19 protein-coding genes are annotated in these 19,542 nt (G+C 47.2%); 10 read left to right on the top strand and 9 right to left on the bottom strand.

The features are described 5' to 3' along the window. Nucleotides 1-92 precede the first annotated feature (92 nt). The 3 genes from R7Q38_RS20935 to kefG are packed head-to-tail and all read right to left on the bottom strand — an operon-like array spanning nucleotide 93 to nucleotide 2,700. Nucleotides 93-293 carry a YheV family putative zinc ribbon protein gene (locus R7Q38_RS20935; protein WP_005381449.1) on the bottom strand — a complete coding sequence of 67 codons (201 nt, stop codon included), beginning with the start codon at nucleotides 291-293 and terminating at the stop codon, nucleotides 93-95. 33 nt (nucleotides 294-326) lie between these two features. Then, a complete protein-coding gene (kefB, locus tag R7Q38_RS20930) occupies nucleotides 327-2,123 on the bottom strand; it encodes a glutathione-regulated potassium-efflux system protein KefB (RefSeq protein ID WP_017633740.1) in 1,797 nt (598 codons plus the stop codon). Beyond that, nucleotides 2,107-2,700 carry a glutathione-regulated potassium-efflux system ancillary protein KefG gene (gene kefG / locus R7Q38_RS20925; RefSeq protein WP_017821749.1) on the bottom strand — a complete coding sequence of 198 codons (594 nt, stop codon included), beginning with the start codon at nucleotides 2,698-2,700 and terminating at the stop codon, nucleotides 2,107-2,109. Before kefG ends, kefB begins: the two co-directional genes overlap by 17 nt. Nucleotides 2,701-2,909: 209 nt before the next feature. Between kefG and R7Q38_RS20920 the strand changes: the two genes are divergently transcribed. The 6 genes from R7Q38_RS20920 to crp all read left to right on the top strand — a co-directional run bounded on the left by R7Q38_RS20920 (nucleotide 2,910) and on the right by crp (nucleotide 8,523). Beyond that, nucleotides 2,910-4,829, top strand: coding sequence for an ABC transporter ATP-binding protein (locus tag R7Q38_RS20920; RefSeq protein ID WP_054579314.1), 1,920 nt, complete (start codon nucleotides 2,910-2,912; stop codon nucleotides 4,827-4,829). After that, nucleotides 4,826-5,314, top strand: a complete 489-nt coding sequence (locus R7Q38_RS20915; protein ID WP_033907158.1) for a TIGR02444 family protein — start codon at nucleotides 4,826-4,828, stop codon at nucleotides 5,312-5,314. The genes R7Q38_RS20920 and R7Q38_RS20915 overlap by 4 nt, the downstream gene beginning before the upstream one ends. Before the next feature lie 87 nt (nucleotides 5,315-5,401). Further along, nucleotides 5,402-6,409 carry a hydrolase gene (locus R7Q38_RS20910; protein ID WP_033907159.1) on the top strand — a complete coding sequence of 336 codons (1,008 nt, stop codon included), beginning with the start codon at nucleotides 5,402-5,404 and terminating at the stop codon, nucleotides 6,407-6,409. Nucleotides 6,410-6,442: 33 nt separating this feature from the next. Beyond that, the gene (locus tag R7Q38_RS20905; protein ID WP_005382815.1) at nucleotides 6,443-6,655 is read left to right on the top strand and encodes a YheU family protein; all 213 of its coding nucleotides are present in this window, start codon (nucleotides 6,443-6,445) and stop codon (nucleotides 6,653-6,655) included. A gap of 125 nt (nucleotides 6,656-6,780) precedes the next feature. Next, entirely contained in the window at nucleotides 6,781-7,650 is an 870-nt protein-coding gene (locus R7Q38_RS20900) for a phosphoribulokinase (protein ID WP_005381434.1), read from the top strand. A 240-nt stretch (nucleotides 7,651-7,890) separates the two neighbouring features. Further along, the gene (gene crp / locus R7Q38_RS20895) at nucleotides 7,891-8,523 is read left to right on the top strand and encodes a cAMP-activated global transcriptional regulator CRP (RefSeq protein ID WP_005381432.1); all 633 of its coding nucleotides are present in this window, start codon (nucleotides 7,891-7,893) and stop codon (nucleotides 8,521-8,523) included. A gap of 136 nt (nucleotides 8,524-8,659) precedes the next feature. On the opposite strand, the gene R7Q38_RS20890 is transcribed toward crp, so the two are convergent. From R7Q38_RS20890 to R7Q38_RS20865, 6 genes are all read right to left on the bottom strand, one after another. Beyond that, on the bottom strand, nucleotides 8,660-9,451 hold the full coding sequence (locus R7Q38_RS20890) for a DUF1338 domain-containing protein (RefSeq protein WP_239938446.1): 792 nt from the start codon (nucleotides 9,449-9,451) through the stop codon (nucleotides 8,660-8,662). Nucleotides 9,452-9,699: 248 nt separating this feature from the next. Continuing rightward, on the bottom strand, nucleotides 9,700-11,157 hold the full coding sequence (gene astD, locus R7Q38_RS20885) for a succinylglutamate-semialdehyde dehydrogenase (protein ID WP_239938447.1): 1,458 nt from the start codon (nucleotides 11,155-11,157) through the stop codon (nucleotides 9,700-9,702). A gap of 28 nt (nucleotides 11,158-11,185) precedes the next feature. Next, nucleotides 11,186-12,205 carry an arginine N-succinyltransferase gene (gene astA, locus R7Q38_RS20880; RefSeq protein ID WP_005381422.1) on the bottom strand — a complete coding sequence of 340 codons (1,020 nt, stop codon included), beginning with the start codon at nucleotides 12,203-12,205 and terminating at the stop codon, nucleotides 11,186-11,188. 109 nt (nucleotides 12,206-12,314) lie between these two features. Next, nucleotides 12,315-13,526, bottom strand: a complete 1,212-nt coding sequence (locus tag R7Q38_RS20875) for an aspartate aminotransferase family protein (protein ID WP_005381420.1) — start codon at nucleotides 13,524-13,526, stop codon at nucleotides 12,315-12,317. A 361-nt stretch (nucleotides 13,527-13,887) separates the two neighbouring features. After that, complete coding sequence (locus R7Q38_RS20870) at nucleotides 13,888-14,475, bottom strand: aminodeoxychorismate/anthranilate synthase component II (protein WP_239938448.1); 588 nt, start codon at nucleotides 14,473-14,475, stop codon at nucleotides 13,888-13,890. A gap of 69 nt (nucleotides 14,476-14,544) precedes the next feature. After that, nucleotides 14,545-15,024: a MarR family winged helix-turn-helix transcriptional regulator gene (locus R7Q38_RS20865; protein ID WP_130545400.1), complete on the bottom strand. Its 480-nt coding sequence runs from the start codon at nucleotides 15,022-15,024 to the stop codon at nucleotides 14,545-14,547. Nucleotides 15,025-15,146: 122 nt separating this feature from the next. On the opposite strand from R7Q38_RS20865, the gene R7Q38_RS20860 reads away from it, so the two are divergent. The 4 genes from R7Q38_RS20860 to R7Q38_RS20845 all read left to right on the top strand — a co-directional run bounded on the left by R7Q38_RS20860 (nucleotide 15,147) and on the right by R7Q38_RS20845 (nucleotide 19,536). After that, nucleotides 15,147-16,019 (top strand): EamA family transporter, encoded by an 873-nt coding sequence (locus R7Q38_RS20860; RefSeq protein WP_033907166.1) that lies wholly within the window; start codon nucleotides 15,147-15,149, stop codon nucleotides 16,017-16,019. A gap of 39 nt (nucleotides 16,020-16,058) precedes the next feature. Beyond that, entirely contained in the window at nucleotides 16,059-16,652 is a 594-nt protein-coding gene (locus R7Q38_RS20855) for an NADPH-dependent FMN reductase (RefSeq protein ID WP_033907167.1), read from the top strand. A 147-nt stretch (nucleotides 16,653-16,799) separates the two neighbouring features. Beyond that, complete coding sequence (locus R7Q38_RS20850) at nucleotides 16,800-17,972, top strand: M20 aminoacylase family protein (RefSeq protein WP_149192263.1); 1,173 nt, start codon at nucleotides 16,800-16,802, stop codon at nucleotides 17,970-17,972. A 52-nt stretch (nucleotides 17,973-18,024) separates the two neighbouring features. Further along, the gene (locus R7Q38_RS20845; protein WP_213894178.1) at nucleotides 18,025-19,536 is read left to right on the top strand and encodes an AbgT family transporter; all 1,512 of its coding nucleotides are present in this window, start codon (nucleotides 18,025-18,027) and stop codon (nucleotides 19,534-19,536) included. Nucleotides 19,537-19,542: the final 6 nt, after the last annotated feature.

The following is a 19,542-nucleotide window of genomic DNA, read 5'->3' as shown; positions in this document are numbered from 1 at the left end:
ACTAACTCCAGGGAGATTAATTGACTTAACCTGAATGGGGTTAAGTACTGAGATATCTGGGTGTATTATGGGGATCAATTATCGAAGTTCAATTACTCCGGCTTAAAAATTCCGATCATTTCCTGATCTGAGTGTTTATTTTTCTCTACAGATTGTGGTTTACGCTGCTCTGTAAACTCACACTCGACACACTCAACTAATTCGATGTTATTTTCAATCCACCAGCGCAGGGTATCTTGCTGGCTGCAATTTGGGCAGCTAGCGCCGGCAATAAAACGTTTCTTGATTTTCACGCTATTTCCTTAGCTTGAGTCTTGGCTCAAGTACTACTTCCAATGATTAGGTGACTGATGGTCGCTCTCCATTTCACGACCAAATATTTCTTCTAGCTCTTTGCGGGCCTCTTTCGCTCTTTGAGCTAATTTCTTATCTTCATTGTGTTGAGGCAATAAGTCCTTAAGCATAGCATTATCTAACTTGCGAAAATGTGCTTCTGCCCGCTTTGCTTGATAAGGATGCATACCCAGTTCTACGAGCGCTTGGCGACCGAGATCTAGCGCCCCTAAAAATGTTTCACGAGAGTAATTCTCTACACCATGACTCATTAACTGGTAAGCCTCGACACGGCTTCTTGCTCGGGCTAACAACTTAAGTTTCGGGAAGTGCACGCGACAAATGTCCACGATGGCCATCACCTCATCAGGTGAATCAGTACAAATAATCAATGCTTCCGCTTTATCAGCGCCAGCAGCCCTCAATAGGTCAATTTGTGTAGCATCGCCATAAAACACTTTGTAACCATACTTACGTAATAGGTGGATTTGGCTGGCATCACTTTCTAATACTGTCACTTTGATTTTATTGGCATACATTAAACGTCCGACGATCTGACCGAAACGTCCAAAGCCTGCAATGATAACGCGTGGTCGGCGATCCACGACTTTCGTGGTCATGCCCTCTTCTTCTTGATTCAGGGTATGAGCAAACCACTTCTTTTGTCCCATCAGCAAAAGAGGAGTCGTCACCATGGATAGACTGACCACCACCAACAGAAACGCCACTTGCTCTTTGGACAAAATGCCCTCTTGGCTCGCCGCGGTAAATATGACAAAGGCAAACTCACCGCCTTGGCTCAAAATTGCAGCCATACGGCTTCTCGCTTTGGCTCCGACACGGGCAGCTCTCGCCAATGCATACAAAACCAAACCCTTAACCACGACCAAAGCCACCACCGCACCGAGAATCTCTAAAGGATGTAATGCCAATAACCCCAAGTTTACCGCCATGCCCACCGCAATAAAGAATAACCCCAACAACAGACCTTTAAATGGCTCGATAGCGATTTCCAACTCATGGCGATACTCACTCTCTGCCAGCAAAACGCCTGCTAAAAAAGTCCCCAATGCCATCGAAAGGCCGAGCTTTTGCATCACGACCGAAATGCCAAGCACGACTAAAAGTGCAGCAACGGTAAAGAGCTCACGAACGCCGCTCATCACGACAAAACGAAATAGCGGACGTAGTAAAAAGTGACCTCCAATCAACAGTGCTACCACACTGCCTAAAATAGTGAAGACATCCAACCAACTTCCACCACTATGCCCGCCTGCTAGCAAGGGCAACATCGCCAGCATCGGGATCACTGCAATATCTTGAAAGAGCAGCACCGCAAAACCAGATTGCCCCGTTTCGGTACCATTAAGCCCTTGCTCTTCAATGACTTTAAGCGCAATCGCCGTCGAGGACAGCGCCAACCCCATCCCGATCACCAAACTCACTTGCATGCTTACGCCAAACATACTGACGACACTACCAATCACGGCGGTCGTGACCACAACCTGCGCACCGCCTAAACCTAAAATCGGCCCTCGCATCTGCCACAATTTTTTAGGGTTTAATTCCAGCCCTATCAAAAACAGTAACAACACAACCCCAAGCTCGGCAAAATGCAAAATGGCATCAACGTCGCTAATTAAGCCAAGCCCCCATGGGCCAATCAACACACCAGCGAGTAAATAACCTAAAACCGAGCCAAGCCCAAGGCGCTGAGCAATCGGCACCGCAATAACCGCAGCCGAAAGAAAGACCACACTGCTTTGAAGAAACTCACTGGTGATCGCCATACTGACCTCCTCGCTCTGCCGCTTGCCAGTTTTCAAGTGGGTTACTCAGCCATCCACGGTATAACTCGGCATGTTCGTAGCGTTCAATATCTGAAACATTTCTTGACCAATACAACACCAGTGGTTCAATCCAGTGCATTTGACATAGGGCTGCCGTCAGTTCAAACGGTTGCAAGATTTGCTCAAGTGGGTATTTGTTGTACCCCTTCGCGCTGAAGGCTTCTTCTTTACCACCTGTTGTAATGACACTGCGCCAGTATTTTCCTTCTAGCGCCGCACCTCCGCCAAACGCAAAGCCTTTACCTAACACTCGGTCTAGCCACTCTTTTAATAGGGCTGGACATGAATACATATAAAGTGGGTGGTGAAATACAATCACATCGTGAGCGAGCAACAACTCATGTTCGTAATTCACATCAATAAAGAAATCGGGGTAAACACCGTAAAGATCGTGCACAGTGACGTGATCAAGCGACTGAGCTTTTTTTATCATCACTTGATTGGCAATCGAGTTATGTGGCTCTGGATGAGCATAAATGACCAGAACTTTTGGGAGAATAGACGGTGCAACAGCCAAATGGTCGTCCTTGTGGTTATTTTTATCCGTTATCAAATTGTTATACTTTTTTGTACAGCATAATGCAATTAAAGCGAATCAATCGACTTTTCCGGTCAATACCCCTACTATTCACCGCTAGATATATACCCAAGTGGCTTTAAAAACGATTGAAACCACTTCGCTATGTAACCAAGCAACGCGCACTGCGCAAAGTGAATGAAAACTTTATGATTACCTTCTCTGATATTCAGTTACTGCGTGGCGGTAAACCTCTTTTAGACCAAGCTTCTGCGACTATTCACCCTGGCGATAAAGTCGGTCTTGTGGGCAAAAACGGCTGCGGTAAATCAACGCTGTTTGCCCTACTGAAAGATGAACTGTCAATTGATGCAGGCTCATTTAGCCAACCTCAACATTGGGAGTTGGCCTGGGTCGCACAGGAAACGCCTGCGCTAGAGCGCACTGCACTGGAATACGTCATTGATGGTGATCGCGAATACCGCGCTCTCGAAAAGCAGTTAGCTGAAGCAGAAACACAAGACAACGGAACCCTAGTTGCCGAGATACACGGTAAAATTGAAACCATTGGTGGTTACAGCATTCGCGCTCGCGCGGCAGAACTGCTCGATGGTTTAGGGTTCAGCCAAGAGCAAATGAGTTGGAGTTTGACCCAATTCTCGGGTGGTTGGCGTATGCGTCTTAACTTGGCTCAAGCGCTATTGTGTCGTTCTGATCTACTGCTACTCGACGAACCAACCAACCACTTGGATTTGGATGCGGTAATGTGGTTAGAGCGTTGGCTACAAAACTACCCTGGCACGCTGATTCTGATCTCGCACGACCGAGACTTCCTTGATCCAATTGTTGGTCGCATCATTCACATCGAGAATCAGCAGCTGAACGAATACACGGGTAACTACTCGTCATTCGAAAACCAACGTGCGCAAAAAATGGTGTTACAACAAGCGATGTTTGAAAAGCAACAGAAGCAGATGTCGCACATGCAAAGCTACATCGACCGCTTCCGTTACAAAGCATCAAAAGCGCGCCAAGCCCAAAGCCGTATCAAAGCTTTGGAGCGCATGGAAAAAGTACTGCCAGCTCAATTCGATAACCCATTTAGCTTTCAATTCCGTGAGCCAGCTGCGCTGCCAAACCCAATCATGATGATGGATGAAGTATCTGCAGGTTACGGTGACAACCTCATCTTAGAGAAGATCCGCTTGAACTTGGTTCCTGGCAGTCGTATTGGTCTACTCGGCCGTAATGGTGCGGGTAAATCGACCTTAATCAAGCTGCTCTCTGGTGAACTTAACGCGCAAGGTGGTGACCTAACTTACTCACAAGGCGTGAAAATTGGTTACTTCGCTCAGCACCAGTTAGAAACGCTTCATCCTGAAGAAACGCCGCTGCAACACATGATGCAAATCGCACCCGATCAAACCGAACAGCAGCTACGTGATTACCTAGGTAGCTTTGGCTTCCAAGGTGACAAAGCACTAGAAAGAGTTGCGCCGTTTTCTGGTGGCGAAAAAGCCCGTTTGGTATTGGCTTTAATTGTGTGGCAAAAGCCAAACCTGTTGCTACTTGATGAACCGACCAACCACTTGGATTTGGACATGCGTCAGGCATTGACGATGGCACTGCAAACATTCGAAGGTGCGATGGTGATTGTTTCGCACGACCGTTACCTATTGCGTGCTACGACCGATGACTTGTATTTAGTGCATGATCGACAAGTTGCTCCGTTCGACGGTGATTTAAATGACTATTATAAATGGTTAACCGAACAACAAAGAGCGGAACGCAAAGAAGCACAAGCCGCACAGCCAGCCAAAGATAGCGCCAACAGCGCGGCAGCGAAAAAAGAGCAAAAACGTCGCGATGCAGAGTTTCGAAAACAGACAGCGCCAATTCGCAAAACGCTGACACAACTAGAAAATAAAATGGATAAGTTAGGTGCTGCACTGGCCGAAGCTGAAGAACAATTGGCGGACAACTCACTGTATGCGGCCGAAAATAAAGCTAAACTTAACCAAGTGCTGGCACTTCAAGCTTCTAGTAAGGCTGAGCTCGAAGAAATTGAAATGGAATGGATGTCTGCTCAAGAAACATTGGAGCAGATGGAGCTAGAGTTTAATCAATGAGTAATCAACACGCTGAATACACACTCACCCTAGAACACCTTTGGCAGTTCAGTCTGCAATTTTATGGTGTGCGAGAAGTGAAAGAGGCGTGCTTATCATTGCAAAACAACTACCACGGTAACGTGAACCTACTCCTGCTGCTCAGATGGCTCGATGAGCAGCAACTCATTTTCCAAGAAAAAGACTGGCCCTTGGTGCAAGACTGTCTAGGTAGAAGCGAAACTTTACTTCACTCCTTTCGCGACCTTCGTCGCCATCTTAAGTCTCAAGTCAATGACGCTTTGTATCGTGAGACCTTGCAGTTTGAGCTGCAACTAGAAAAGCAGCAACAAGCGGATTTGGTGGACTGCATTAACTCACTTGCACTACTCAAAAATGATGGTGACCCACTGACGTTGAGATACTGTCGTCAACTCGGTGGGGAGCATTTGCAACAGGCCTTTGCTATTCCGGTGCCAAACATTCAACCACCAAAACGCCCATAAATCTGTAGAATACCTATAATCTTTATAAAGGATTATATTAATAAGTTCTTCAACGGACACCGAAGGACCGCATAAGAGCAGTTAGGTATGACACAATTTTTCGCAGCCGCCGGGATCAAAAACCCGCATCTCCAAACGCTTTTGCCGCGTTTTATTCGCAAAAAAGCGTTATTTACGCCGATTTGGCAAACCCTCGATACATCCGATGGCGACTTTCTCGATCTCGCGTGGAGCGAGGACCCAACCCAAGAGCCTGCACAAAAAAAGCCGATTTTTGTTTTATTTCATGGGTTAGAGGGGTGCTTCTATAGCCCTTATGCCAATGGGCTAATGAATGCATTTGCTCAATCTGGATGGCTGTCGGTGATGATGCATTTTCGTGGCTGCAGCGGTAAACCAAACAAAAAAGCACGAGCTTATCACTCGGGAGAAGTGACGGATGCTCGTTACTTCCTAGAGCACCTTGAACAACGTTTTCCTGATAATCCCAAAGTTGCAGTTGGTATTTCTCTTGGCGGTAACATGTTGGCGAATTATTTAGCCCAATATAAAGACCACCCTATTTTGAATGCAGCGACTATTATCTCAGCGCCTTTAGACCTAGCGGCGTGTGCGAACCGTATAGAACAAGGCTTTTCAAAAGTGTATCGCCGTTACCTGCTTTCTTCACTGAAACGTAACGCGTTACAAAAGCATCATCTACTGCATGGTGAGCTTGCGCTGTCCTACAACTCAATAAAACGTGTCACACGGCTGTATGAATTCGATGATTTGATCACGGCACCACTGCACGGTTTTAAAGACGCACAAGATTATTACGATCAATGTTCTGGCTTAAGTAAATTACAACAGATCACGCTACCGACACTGATCATTCACGCCAAAGACGATCCGTTCATGACCGACGATGTGATCCCGAAGTTTGTTCTGCCAGATAACATTGATTACCGTCTCTTTGAACACGGTGGCCATGTTGGCTTCCTGACAGGAACGGCGTTAAAACCTAAGTTTTGGTTGGAGGAAGCGCTGCCTGCGTATTACGAAAGTATCGCCGCAGATTACCTTTCTGCTGTATCCAAACAACGAACGCAGTAAACTAGCCGCTCATCATAAAAGTTAGAGGTATTTATGATCATTCCATGGCAAGACATTGCGCCGGAAACATTGGAAAACTTAATTCGTGAATTCGTCTTACGCGAAGGAACGGATTACGGAACCGTCGAGGTTTCTTTGCAAGACAAAATTGATCAAGTTAAAGCTCAATTGGAAAAAGGTGAAGCGGTTATCGTGTTCTCTGAGCTACACGAAACCGTCGATATTCAACATAAAACAAAATTTTAGACCCTTCACATTTTACCGTATCCCACTCGATGACAAGGTATTGTTACGTGCTATAGTGGGGTATCGACCGTGCAGTAGTAACTCTACTGCACATTACAGGTAAGTAATTTTCGACAAGGTTTGTCATGTCAGCTAAACACCCAATTATTGCGGTTACTGGTTCGTCCGGTGCCGGCACGACCACTACATCTGAAGCCTTCCGTAAAATGTTCAATATGATGAACGTTAAACCCGCATGGGTTGAAGGCGATAGCTTCCATCGCTTTACTCGCCCAGAAATGGACATCGAAATTCGCAAAGCCCGCGAGCAAGGTCGACACATTAGCTACTTTGGCCCACAAGCTAATGACTTCCCGGGATTAGAAGAGTTTTTCCGTAAGTTCGGGCATGACGGCACTGGCAGCGTGCGCCGTTATCTGCACACGTTTGACGAAGCGGTTCCCTACAATCAAATGCCAGGCACGTTTACACCTTGGCAAGACTTACCCGAAAACAGCGACGTGCTGTTTTATGAAGGGTTACATGGTGGCGTTGTCGATGGCGATGTTAATGTTGCTCAACATGTGGATTTCTTAATTGGCATGGTGCCGATTGTGAACTTAGAGTGGATCCAAAAATTCGTACGTGACACTCGCGATCGCGGCCATTCGCGTGAAGCGGTAATGGACTCAATCGTGCGATCCATGGACGATTACCTCAACTATATCACTCCGCAGTTTTCTCGTACTCACATCAACTTCCAGCGCGTACCGACCGTTGATACTTCCAACCCACTTAATGCAAAAGGCATCCCTAGTTTGGATGAGAGTTTTGTGGTGATTCGCCTACGCGGTATCAAGAATGTCGACTTCCCATATCTGCTGGCCATGATTGATGGCTCATTCATGTCACGCCACAACACGATTGTCGTACCCGGCGGTAAGATGAGCTTTGCAATGGAGCTCATAGTTCGGCCTATCCTACAACAGCTCATCGAAACAGGGAAAATTGGCTAAAAACCTGCCTGCGAAGATGTTTACTTTTCATACCGTGATCATGTGCACAGTTTTGCTTACAAAATCTCAATCATGGCACGATTAAAATCAAGAAATCGTTTTCGAAAAAGGATACTATTTCTTACCGAAACACAAGAGAGCTTGCAGCATATAAAAAGTGCTCTTATTCTAGTAGGCCTAATTCAGGCTTAGCTAAAATATGGATAGCGCAAGCGTACCCTGCAGAGGAAGTGAGATATTATGGTTCTAGGTAAACCTCAAACCGACCCAACATTAGAGTGGTTTCTTTCACACTGTCATATTCATAAGTACCCTTCAAAGAGCACGCTAATTCACGCGGGCGAAAAGGCAGAAACTTTGTACTACATCGTTAAAGGTTCTGTTGCGGTTCTTATCAAAGACGAAGAAGGTAAGGAGATGATCCTTTCTTACCTAAACCAAGGAGACTTTATTGGTGAACTTGGTCTATTCGAGGAAGACCAAGAGCGCACAGCTTGGGTTCGTGCTAAATCTCCTTGTGAAGTTGCTGAAATTTCTTTCAAGAAGTTCCGTCAGCTTATCCAAGTAAACCCAGACATCCTAATGCGTCTTTCTGCGCAGATGGCTCGTCGTCTTCAAGTAACTAGCCAAAAAGTGGGTGACCTGGCGTTCCTAGACGTAACTGGTCGTATCGCTCAGACGCTTCTGAACCTTGCAAAACAACCAGACGCAATGACTCACCCAGACGGCATGCAAATCAAGATCACTCGTCAAGAAATCGGTCAAATTGTTGGCTGTTCTCGTGAGACAGTAGGTCGTATCTTGAAGATGCTAGAAGAGCAGAACCTAATCTCTGCTCACGGTAAAACCATCGTGGTTTACGGTACTCGTTAATCTCGAACTAGAGTGACACGAACAAAATTATAAAAGCCACCAATGGCAACATTGGTGGCTTTTTATTTGCTCATGACCAAATGAGATAGGGTGCAGCGAACACTAATGAGTAAGCTTAACAGGTTAACCCTAAAACTTAGCCATTCGTACTTTCAAAGATTTTGTCAGCTGAAGCGGCCACGAAACCTGGGTACAAATCACCATTTTCCATCGGATAGCGCTTAGCAAATTCATAAAACCCGCCAGGGATAATTTCAGTGCCTTCGCTAAAACGAACCGCTACTTTATCTGCCATGGTCGATGACTGCTCTAGCAACACCTCAGGAGTGCCCTTCACTTCACCACCATTTTCATTAATGGTAAACCCAGCGGTACGCAGATGATCGTTTACCTGCTTCACTTCTTCATATTCATTGAGCTGGTTAACGCTCACCGTGAAGTGGTTTGCTCCGTAACCATGCGCCGCAAGCCAAGATGCGTACTCACTTTCTTTAGCCAACGTTTGGTAATCAGCAAAGCTTAAATCCCACAAGCGTCCACCATGTAAGAATGCGCTATCGTTCAGCTTGTCAGCATCGACTTGTGCCACCAAATTTTTCACAATCTCTTGTAGCTCAGGCGAGCACTCTTCAACTTTTAGCTCACTAATAAATACTTTAGGTTGCTTCGGATCTGGGTGCTCATAGTGCTTAGCAACTAGCTTTTTGCTTTCGAAAACGTAATCACCACACGCCTTGTAACCAATAGCTACAAATGGCTTAGCTAGAGTTTCAATACCAAGAGGCGCGATATTGAAGGTACGTAAAGCTATATGATCATTAATCAGAGACTCATCTTCTTGAAGCAGCTGATGCACTTTAGCAGCCGAAGGGCAAAGACGTTGAATGTAATCTTGCCATAGCGATTCAAATAACACATCGGGCGTCATAACGACTCCTTGTTACGAGATGTAGAGTTTAAAGGTAAGCGGAAGTTGGCTGCTCGTTCACAACAAAAGTTGTCCAGAATAATGAACGAGCAACCATCAACCTGTGACGGTAAATGCCAGTCAGTCAACACGCTTTTCCGAGTCTTTGCTCACTTTTCGTGTTCTGCCAACGATCACTACAACCCATACCTAAATGATGCGCCGGCAAGGTGAGCCGCAATGCATAGTTGCGACTCTATTATTAAAACTTATAGCGCGACACCTGGACTCAATGTTGCAGGCAAGACAGTTTCTTGACCTTCCATTGATGCCATTGGGTACGCGCAGTAATCTGCTGCGTAGTAAGCGCTTGGACGCAAGTTACCCGACGCCCCCGGACCACCAAATGGCGCATCACCGCTTGCACCAGTGAGCTGGCGGTTACGGTTCACGATACCTGCACGAATGTGGTCAACGAAGTATTCCCATTCTTGGTCGTCGGTTGAGACCAAACCAGCAGATAAGCCAAAGCGCGTATCGTTTGCTAGCGCCACGGCTTTGTCTAACCCTTCGTAACGCACCACTTGCAGAAGTGGGCCGAAGTATTCTTCATCTGGTAACTCAGCAATGTTCGTTACATCAATGATTCCAGGAGAAACAAACGCCGCCTCTCCTGCTTTCGCTTCAATCAAGCTTTCACCGCCAAGAGACTGTAGATTAGCTTGTGCATCAAGAATAAACTTGGCTGCCACGACCGAAATTTGCGGTCCCATAAATGGCGCAGGTTCTGCAAATGGTTGGTCTACGCGAATATTGCGTGTCGCTTCAACGAGCTTGGTGATAAGCACATCGCCTTTTTCACCTAATGGCACATACAAACGACGAGCACACGTACAACGCTGCCCAGCACTGATAAACGCTGACTGGATGATGGTGTAAACCGTGGCATCCAAATCACCATATTTATCAGAGATCACCATAGGGTTATTACCACCCATTTCTAGTGCGAGCATCTTGCCCGGTTGACCCGCAAATTGACGGTGTAATACATGCCCCGTATTCGCGCTACCCGTAAACAGTACGCCATCAATGCCTTTTGCGTCAGCTAGGGCGATACCAGTTTCTTTCGCGCCTTGAACAAGGTTAATCACGCCTTTCGGCAGACCGGCTTCTTCCCATAGCTTCATTGCCAATTCACCCGTCCATGGCGTTTGCTCAGACGGTTTGAAGACTACCGTGTTACCAGCCAGTAGCGCAGGCACAATGTGACCATTTGGTAGGTGGCCTGGGAAGTTGTAAGGACCAAACACCGCCATCACGCCCAATGGGCGGTGGCGCAATACGATTTGGTTGCCTGCTGCTTCACGGCTCGCCTCACCAGTGCGGTCATGATAAGCGCGAATCGAAATGGCAATTTTACCTGCCATGGCTGCTGCTTCAGTGCGCGTTTCCCAAATCGGCTTACCGGTTTCTTTGGCAATCACTTCGGCGATTTTTTCGCTGTTCTCTTTTACTTTCTCCGCAAAAGCCAACACGATTGCCTCACGCTCTGAAAATGGACGCTTTTTCCAGTCAATAAACGCTTCACGCGCTGCAGATACCGCCTGGTTCACCTGCTCTGCCGTTGCACCTTTGCCTTGCCAGATCACTTCTTGGTTGTACGGCGACAGAGACGTAAATGCTTCACCCTGACCTTGTACCCATTCACCTGCAATCCAATGTGTCATTGTTTCTATCCTTAAATTCTGTCGTCTGTTACTGCGGAAGAAGGCGAACGAAATCCCCTTCTTCAACCGAAAGTGCATCCGCAACGTCTGGTGCGATCATTACGCTCTGTGTCTCTGCGTCATACGCCGCCTTAGTGACTGTCGCACGGAAGTTCTCGAAAGATGAATTACACATCAAGAAGTCTTGTGTGCTGGAATGTTCAGAGATTTTGACTTGCGCACGGAATGAATGACGTACCGACTCAATATTACGCAGATCACACTCAACCGTTGGGCCACCGTCGAAGATGTCGACGTAGCCTCGGTTGGTAAAACCTTCACGCTCAAGCAGCTTCAGCGCTGGACGCGTGTTGTCATGTACTTGACCAATCACGGCTTGCGCTTCTGGGCTGAGCAGATTGATGTAAATAGGCAGTTTCGGCATCAAGTCGGCGATAAAGCCTTTCTTGCCGATACCTGTCAGGTAATCTGCAAGAGTGAAATCGATAGAGAAGAAATGCTCTTGAAGCCATTGCCAGAATGGTGAATTACCCTCGTCGTCTGAAACGCCACGCATCTCCGCAAAGATCGTTTCAGAGAAGCGCTCTGGGTGCTCTGCCATCATTAGGAAACGACACTTCGACATTAGACGACCATTCAGACCTTGGCGGAATTTCTCACGCAAGAACAAGGTACAAATTTCGCTGTTACCCGTGTAGTTATTACCAAAAGTAAGCAGTTTAACGACGTTGTTAACGCCAAGCTTTGGCGACGAGTGCACAACTTTACTAATGTGATATGAGTAAAATGGGACATCCCAGCCGATAGATGCTTCGATTCCGGTGGTACCCGCAACCTCACCCGTTTCAGAGTCAAAGCCAACCATCAGGTAGCCTTCATCGCCTGGTTCTGCCACATCTGGCTTACCAAAGCTGTACTCTGAATGTTTGATTCGATTGGTTAACAGTTCTTCGTTAACCGGTAGAGATGTAAATCCGTGACCAGACTCCACCGCACAAGTGTGCAGTGCGTCGTAATCCGACATCGCGATAGGGCGAACTACTAGCATCAATACTCCCTCCAGATGCAAGAAGATCCTAACTATATTGTAGGAACAATTCCCCCATCAGAGATCCTTGACGGGGGTGTCTGCGTTGACGTTTAAACTGATATCGCGCTTAAACTAAAGTCGCGATCGCTTTATCCAGTTTCGCCAAGCCTTCTTCAATTTCTTGTTGTGTGATAACGAGTGATGGTGTGAAACGTACGACATTGGCACCCGCAACCAATACCATGAGACCTTGTTTACCTGCAGCAACCAGCACGTCACGCGCACGGCCTTGCCATTCTTCATTTAGTGCAGCGCCAAGTAATAGGCCTTGACCGCGCACTTCTGAGAAGATGTTGTACTTCGCGTTGATCTTCTCTAGACCTTCACGGAACATTGCTTCGCGTTCTAGCACACCAGCCAACACCTCTGGCTTAGTAACTTCATTTACAACCGCTTCTGCAACCGCACACGCTAGTGGGTTACCGCCATATGTAGAACCGTGAGTGCCCACTTTCATGTGCTCTGCCAATTTTGCTGTCGTTAGCATTGCACCGATCGGGAAACCGCCACCAAGTGATTTCGCAGTACTTAGAATATCTGGCGTGATACCTAAACCTTGGTAAGCGTAGAAGTTACCTGTACGGCCATTACCAGTTTGCACTTCATCGAAGATCAGTAAGGCGTTGTGTTTGTCACACAGCTCGCGAACCGCTTGAGCGAACTCAGGCGTTGGTGGCACGATGCCGCCTTCACCTTGTAGTGGCTCCATCATGACCGCACAAGTACGATCAGACATGTGTGCTTGTAAAGCTTCGATATCGTTGTAAGGAAGGTGTGTCACGTCGCCTGGCTTAGGACCGAAGCCGTCAGAGTATGCCGCTTGGCCACCAACCGTTACGGTAAAGAATGTACGACCGTGGAAACCTTGTTTGAATGCAATGATTTCAGATTTCTCAGTGCCATGAACGTCTGCTGCATAACGACGTGCCAGCTTCAAAGCGGCTTCGTTTGCTTCTGCGCCAGAGTTAGCAAAGAACACTCGCTCAGCAAAACTCACTTCTGTTAGCTTTTTCGCCAGACGAAGGGCTGGTTCGTTCGTCATAACGTTACTTAAGTGCCAAAGCTTGTTAGCTTGCTCTGTTAGTGCGTTTACCATTACTGGATGACAATGGCCAAGACAGCTCACTGCAATACCACCAGCAAAGTCGATGTATTCATTACCTTCCTGATCCCAAACACGTGAACCTTCACCTTTAACAGGGATCATTTCCATCGGGTTATAGCAAGGTACCATTACCTCATCGAATAAACCGCGCTCTACTTTAATTTCCGTTGTCATTGCACATTCCTTCTTGATACCGCATGCGTAGCAGATAAGCGAATTTAACCGGCTCTCTTTGCCAGCAAATAATGTTTTGCATTTAAGCTATTGCGGCATTGTATTTACATTTAATTAACCATTTCAATAGTGATTTATTCTTTTCGTTCTCGAAAGCAACTTCCATTAATCACTGCTTATGACTATTTATGCATCAAGAAAGTAAAATAGAGAAGTGATTTTTTATAAATGTTATGTAATACAGGGGGTAGAAGGTTTAAAAAGACATGAATAGACAAAGAGACTCGAGAGAACCGCATAGTTTTGCAATCCGCTCACCTCAGCAAAAAGATGAATGATTTGTTAAGAAAAGTGATCGCGATCAGATCGCTTTGCGCGCTAAAAAGTTCGCAAGCAACTCGTGACCTTGCTCAGTTTTGATTGATTCTGGGTGGAACTGCACCGCATCAATTGGCAAGGTTTTATGTTGGTAACCCATTATTTCATCCATGCTTCCGTCAGGCAGTTCTGTCCATGCAGTCAGTTCAAACACGTCGGGTAAAGTACCGTTTTTCACCACAAGAGAGTGATAACGGGTTACCGTGAGTGGGTTATTCAGATATTTAAACACACTACGACCGTTATGACGAATCGGTGAGGTCTTACCGTGCATCACTTGTCGTGCACGTACCACTTCGCCCCCAAACACTTGCGCTATCGCTTGATGGCCAAGGCAAACACCCAATATTGGAAGCTTACCAGCGAAGTGTTCTATCGCTTTCAGTGAAATACCTGCTTCGTTCGGCGTACATGGCCCTGGCGAGATCACCAAATGAGTTGGGTTGATCGCCTCAATGCCTTGGATATCGATTTCATCGTTACGCACCACCTTTACGTCTGCACCAAGCTCGCAGAAGTATTGGTAAAGGTTGTAGGTAAACGAATCATAATTATCGATAATTAACAGCATGGGACTACATCGTGGAAACCTGAAAGCGAGTATTGTGCCGCCTTTTTATCTAAACGCAAGTACGATCAGTTATTCCACCTCGGCTTGCAGGAACTTACTCAGCAGGCTTTCCAACGCATTTCTTTCTTCAGAGTCGAGACAAGTTAAGTGCTGTTCCATGCTCGCGACATGCGCTTCAAGCACCTGATCTAAAAAGGCAACACCGTCTTCCGTCAATGTCACTCGATTACTTCTGCGGTCGCTTTCGCTCGCTACACGGTGCACCCAACCTTTTTGTACCAAGCCTTCTAATCGGGTACTTACCGCACCAGACGAAATCATCAACGTTTTGTACAACGTTGTCGGAGTGACGGGTTCGACGCTACGTCTTAACGTCGCCAGAATATCGAACTCAATCGCGCTGATCCCAGCATCACCGCACACTTGGCCATGGACCTGTTCCCAGAAGTTTGCCGCGCGACGAATGCGCCCAACCACGCCCATCGAAGAACAATCTAAGTCAGGTCGTGCTTGCTGCCACTGCTGAAGAATCTTATCTACACCGTCCATTACATCATCCCCATTATCATCACTAACTAAAAATCTTTTCAAAAAGATACTTGACCAAAAGAAAAAACGCCATTACTTTTAAAAAACAATCTTTCACAAAAGATACTTTTGCAGGAGGTATCATGACCAACGCAGAAAGGATTCAAGCAATACTGCTCACCGCGATTGCTCCCATCGTTTGGGGCAGCACCTACATCGTCACTACTGAGTTGCTACCCGCAGATAGTCCCCTACTCGCGTCTGCGATACGCGCACTTCCGGCGGGATTATTACTCATCGCTTATACGCGGTGCTTTCCGAACCAGCAATGGTGGGGAAAACTCGCATGCCTTGGAGTGCTCAACATCGGACTGTTCTTTTACTGCCTGTTTTTTGCTGCAAGTTACCTACCTGGAGGAACCGCGGCACTGGTCATGTCGAGCCAGCCGATCATAGTGATGCTGCTCAGTGGGCTGGTATTAAAAAGTAAGATCGCTTTGAGCCACTGCATCGCAGCAATCTTCGGGGTGCTTGGTGTAGCGCTTATCGTCATCAACGAAACGGTGCAGATCAGCGCGCAAGGAATTGTTCTGGCGGTACTAGGTACATTAAGCATGGCAAGTGGCGTGGTGCTCACCAAATACTGGGGACGTCCGGAGAATATGTCGACATTGGCGTTCACTGGCTGGCAACTCCTTGTCGGAGGCATCCTTTTATTACCTGCAGCGCTATGGTTTGAAGGTCTACCAGACACCATTTCACTGAAAAACTTGGCCGGATACAGCTACCTAACCATAGTGGGCGCCGTACTCGCTTACGCACTGTGGTTTAAAGGAATCGAGCGTCTTCCTGCAACAAACGTCGCGTTTCTAGGATTTCTGAGTAGCGTCTCGGCGAGCGTGTTGGGCTACATATTTTTAGATGAAATACTCACACCACTGCAATTGTTAGGTGCAGGAGCAATACTGATTTCGATCTTTTTGGCCTCCCATAGTCCTAAAACTGCAAATGCATAACACCAATAAACAAGATATTAAATTAAAAAGGAAATGATTATGAAACTAACGATTGTATCTGGCAGCCAAAGGGTAAATTCACAAAGTCTCAAAGTGGCTCGTTTTCTCAAACAGCACGGTTTGCAAGAATTCGACCAAGTGGAGATCCTCGATCTGCATGAGCTGAACCTGCCATTTTGGAATGAAGGCGTTTGGCAAGGTAGCCAAGAGTGGGATGTTTGGACACCAATCGCGCAAAAACTGAAAGAGTCTGACGCGTTTGTCTTTATCACACCGGAATGGCACGGGATGGCAACCCCAGCGCTGAAAAACTTCCTATTACTGACGACCGCAAACGAACTGGCACATAAACCAGCACTATTGGTGAGTGTCAGCGTGAGTATCAACGGTGTTTACCCGATCAGCGAATTGCGCATGACCGGCAGCAAAAATAACCACGTGTGCTTTTTGCCTGACCACCTCATTGTGCGCAACAGCGATAAACTCATCGATCAAGATGCGAATAGCGATGACAGTGATTTTGTTGCTCGCACTCAATACACCTTGAAACTGCTCAGCTGCTACGCGAGCGCATTAGCACCAGTGCATCAGGACATGCTGCCGATCGGTAAACCATTTACCTATGGGATGTAATCGTCATTCAAGCCGCTCAGTATTGGGCGGCTTTTAGTTTAACCTCTCTCCAAGCAACTATTAGCAACGCTAATAGTTTCAGTAGTAATCCGGTTTGTTTGAATTGTTTCAATAGTGTTAAATCATTCTCAATTAAAGGGGAGATGTATGAACATTATTGAAGTCTTAGAACCTTGGTTAGCCGACGCGATTAGTATCCGTCATGCCATTCATAAACAACCAGAATTAGGTTTTGAAGAAAATAACACTCAAGCGTTAGTGGTTGCCGAGCTCGAAAAGTACGGCGTCGATGAAATCTGTACTGATTTCGCCAAAACGGGCGTGGTGGGTGTGATTCACGGCTCGCTCGGGGACGGAAAGAGCATCGGTCTTCGCGCCGACATGGACGCTCTACCCATCCATGAAGCCAACACATTTGCCCACCGTTCGTGCCACGACGGTAAAATGCACGCTTGTGGCCATGACGGTCACACTACTATGTTGCTACTCGCTGCGCGCTACTTGGCCCAGTCGCGTAACTTTGCAGGCAAAGCGGTGCTGATATTCCAACCGGCAGAAGAAGGTCGCGGTGGCGCCGAGACCATGATCACCGACGGCGTGTTAGAGCGCTTCCCGATCGACGAATGCTACGCTCTGCACAATATGCCGGGCATTCCTGAAGGGCATTTCGCATTTAAGACGGGGCCAATAATGGCGAGCTCTGACCGTCTGTTTGTCACTGTCGACGGAAAAAGTGGTCATGCTGGCTTACCACACACAACCCAAGATCCATTACTTGTCGCGACCCATATTTACCAAGGTATTCAAGGCATGGTCAGCCGCAACTACGACCCGTTTGATCCACTAGTGGTTTCGGTCACACAACTGCATTGTGGAGAAACAACCAACGCCATCGCCGACCAAGCTCATATGAGCGGTACGTTCCGTACTTTGTCTCAACAAACACGAGATAGCTTGGTTGAACGACTCGAGCAACTAGTAGCTCACAGCGCCAAGGCGCACGGGATGCAAGCAGAATTTAAACTCGGACCAATTTCTCACCCACCGACGGTTAACACCGAAAACGAAACTCGGCGAGCGATCGACGCAGCGGCTCAAACCGTTGGAGCTGAGCGCGTTAACCCAAGCTGTGAAGCTATGCTAACCAGCGAAGACTTCGCCTTTTTCCTCAACAAAGTACCGGGTTGCTACGGCTTTATCGGCAACGGCACTGAGGAGCAAGGATGCAGCGTTGGCCTGCACAACAAAGCCTACGACTTTAACGACCGGCTGCTGCCGATTGGCGCCGCTTACTTTATCAATTTGATTGAACAGCAATAACAACAAATGAGGGGAAATGACTCCCCTTTTTACACAAAGGAGTGTTCTAACAATGTCGACTGCAATTACGCAAAAATCGAGTTCAGGCGCGTCAATGATCGACCGCATTGAGCGACTGGGCGATAAAGTCCCTCATCCCTTCTATCTGTTTATCTTCCTGTGCCTCAGCGTCATGCTGCTCTCTTGCCTATTCTCGTTTATTGGCGGCGGCGTGACCCATCCATCTACGGGTGAAGTAGTGCACGTTAAGAGCCTAATCAGTGGTGAAGGTCTGGTTTACATCCTGCAATCGACGGTGAATAACTTCGTCTCGTTCAAACCACTCGGATTGGTCTTATGTATGATGCTAGCGGTGGGGCTATTGCAAGAAGTGGGCTTGGCCGACAGTGCAATCAAGCAATCATTGCTCAACGCGCCGCGTCAGTTTGTCACCGCGTCGATTTTCGTCACTGGTATCATCGGTAACCTCGCCTCAGACGCTGCGTTCATTTTGGTTCCCCCTCTCGCAGGTCTGATTTTTTCGGCAACCAACCGCAACCCAATTGTCGGCATCGCCGCAGGTTTTGTCGCGGTCGCGGCTGGGTTTACCGCCAACCTATTTATTGCTGGCACCGATGTATTACTTTCCGGTATTTCAACCGAAGCGTCTGCCATCGTTGAACACGTCGAAGTTAGCCCGGCAGCAAACTGGTACTTTATGTTGCTTTCCGTTCCGATTTTAGTCGTCACAGGGACGCTCATCACCGACAAATACATCGAGCCTAAATTCGCGCATAAAATGACAACCAACCACGCCGATAGTGAACCGTCTTTTGAAATTACCACTAAGCAAAAGAGTGCGTTGAAATGGGCTGGAGCAGCGTCTTTGGTGTTTATCGCTTTGCTTTTGGCCGCCCTGCTGCCAGCCGATTCACCTCTGCGTAATGCAGACGGCGATTTGGTACCTTCACCTTTCCTAAAAGGGATTATCCCGATCATCATGGCATTCTTCTTTATGAATGCGGTGGTTTACGGCGTCAAAGCGGGTACGATCAAACAAGCCAGTGATATTCCTGACTTGATGTCCAAAGCGCTCAAGGGCGTTGGCGGCTACATTGTCTTGGTATTTGTGATTGCCCAGTTCATTGCTTGGTTTAAGTGGTCTAATTTAGCTATCTTTATTGCGGTGAATGGTGCGGAATGGATTTCGTCTGTCGAGATGCCAAAGCTGGCGATGATGGCGCTGTTTATGATGCTTGCTGGCGTGATGAACATGATTGTGTTTAGTGGTTCGGCGCAATGGGCGATCATGGCCCCGGTATTTATCCCACTCTTTATGTTACTTGGCGTAGACCCGCAAATTACGCAAATGGGCTACCGTATTGCCGACTCCACCACCAACATCATTTCACCGACCAATCCATATATTCCGATGGTACTGGCGCTGATCGCCAAATATAACCCGCAAGTGAAATTTGGTACTTTCCTCGCGATGATGGTGCCATACGCTCTGGTGCTATTTAGTGTTTGGGGCGGGCTATTCCTGATTTACATGCTGACAGGTTTACCCGTCGGGCCAATGTAACGTCGC

The organism is Vibrio sp. Vb0598 (genome assembly GCF_033338935.1).
In the GTDB taxonomy this organism is placed as follows: Bacteria; Pseudomonadota; Gammaproteobacteria; order Enterobacterales; family Vibrionaceae; genus Vibrio; species Vibrio alginolyticus.
Note: the sequence above shows the minus strand (reverse complement) of the source record. Positions and strands in the feature narration are given on the sequence as shown.

What these genes read in the sequence shown, in the direction of transcription:
- kefB (WP_017633740.1), bottom strand. Translation starts at nt 2,123, where the DNA reads ATGGCGATCACCAGTGAGTTTCTTCAAAGCAGTGTGGTCTTTCTTTCG.
- R7Q38_RS20920 (WP_054579314.1), top strand. Translation starts at nt 2,910, where the DNA reads ATGATTACCTTCTCTGATATTCAGTTACTGCGTGGCGGTAAACCTCTT.
- R7Q38_RS20915 (WP_033907158.1), top strand. Translation starts at nt 4,826, where the DNA reads ATGAGTAATCAACACGCTGAATACACACTCACCCTAGAACACCTTTGG.
- R7Q38_RS20910 (WP_033907159.1), top strand. Translation starts at nt 5,402, where the DNA reads ATGACACAATTTTTCGCAGCCGCCGGGATCAAAAACCCGCATCTCCAA.
- R7Q38_RS20905 (WP_005382815.1), top strand. Translation starts at nt 6,443, where the DNA reads ATGATCATTCCATGGCAAGACATTGCGCCGGAAACATTGGAAAACTTA.
- R7Q38_RS20900 (WP_005381434.1), top strand. Translation starts at nt 6,781, where the DNA reads ATGTCAGCTAAACACCCAATTATTGCGGTTACTGGTTCGTCCGGTGCC.
- crp (WP_005381432.1), top strand. Translation starts at nt 7,891, where the DNA reads ATGGTTCTAGGTAAACCTCAAACCGACCCAACATTAGAGTGGTTTCTT.
- R7Q38_RS20890 (WP_239938446.1), bottom strand. Translation starts at nt 9,451, where the DNA reads ATGACGCCCGATGTGTTATTTGAATCGCTATGGCAAGATTACATTCAA.
- astD (WP_239938447.1), bottom strand. Translation starts at nt 11,157, where the DNA reads ATGACACATTGGATTGCAGGTGAATGGGTACAAGGTCAGGGTGAAGCA.
- astA (WP_005381422.1), bottom strand. Translation starts at nt 12,205, where the DNA reads ATGCTAGTAGTTCGCCCTATCGCGATGTCGGATTACGACGCACTGCAC.
- R7Q38_RS20875 (WP_005381420.1), bottom strand. Translation starts at nt 13,526, where the DNA reads ATGACAACGGAAATTAAAGTAGAGCGCGGTTTATTCGATGAGGTAATG.
- R7Q38_RS20870 (WP_239938448.1), bottom strand. Translation starts at nt 14,475, where the DNA reads ATGCTGTTAATTATCGATAATTATGATTCGTTTACCTACAACCTTTAC.
- R7Q38_RS20865 (WP_130545400.1), bottom strand. Translation starts at nt 15,024, where the DNA reads ATGGACGGTGTAGATAAGATTCTTCAGCAGTGGCAGCAAGCACGACCT.
- R7Q38_RS20860 (WP_033907166.1), top strand. Translation starts at nt 15,147, where the DNA reads ATGACCAACGCAGAAAGGATTCAAGCAATACTGCTCACCGCGATTGCT.
- R7Q38_RS20855 (WP_033907167.1), top strand. Translation starts at nt 16,059, where the DNA reads ATGAAACTAACGATTGTATCTGGCAGCCAAAGGGTAAATTCACAAAGT.
- R7Q38_RS20850 (WP_149192263.1), top strand. Translation starts at nt 16,800, where the DNA reads ATGAACATTATTGAAGTCTTAGAACCTTGGTTAGCCGACGCGATTAGT.
- R7Q38_RS20845 (WP_213894178.1), top strand. Translation starts at nt 18,025, where the DNA reads ATGTCGACTGCAATTACGCAAAAATCGAGTTCAGGCGCGTCAATGATC.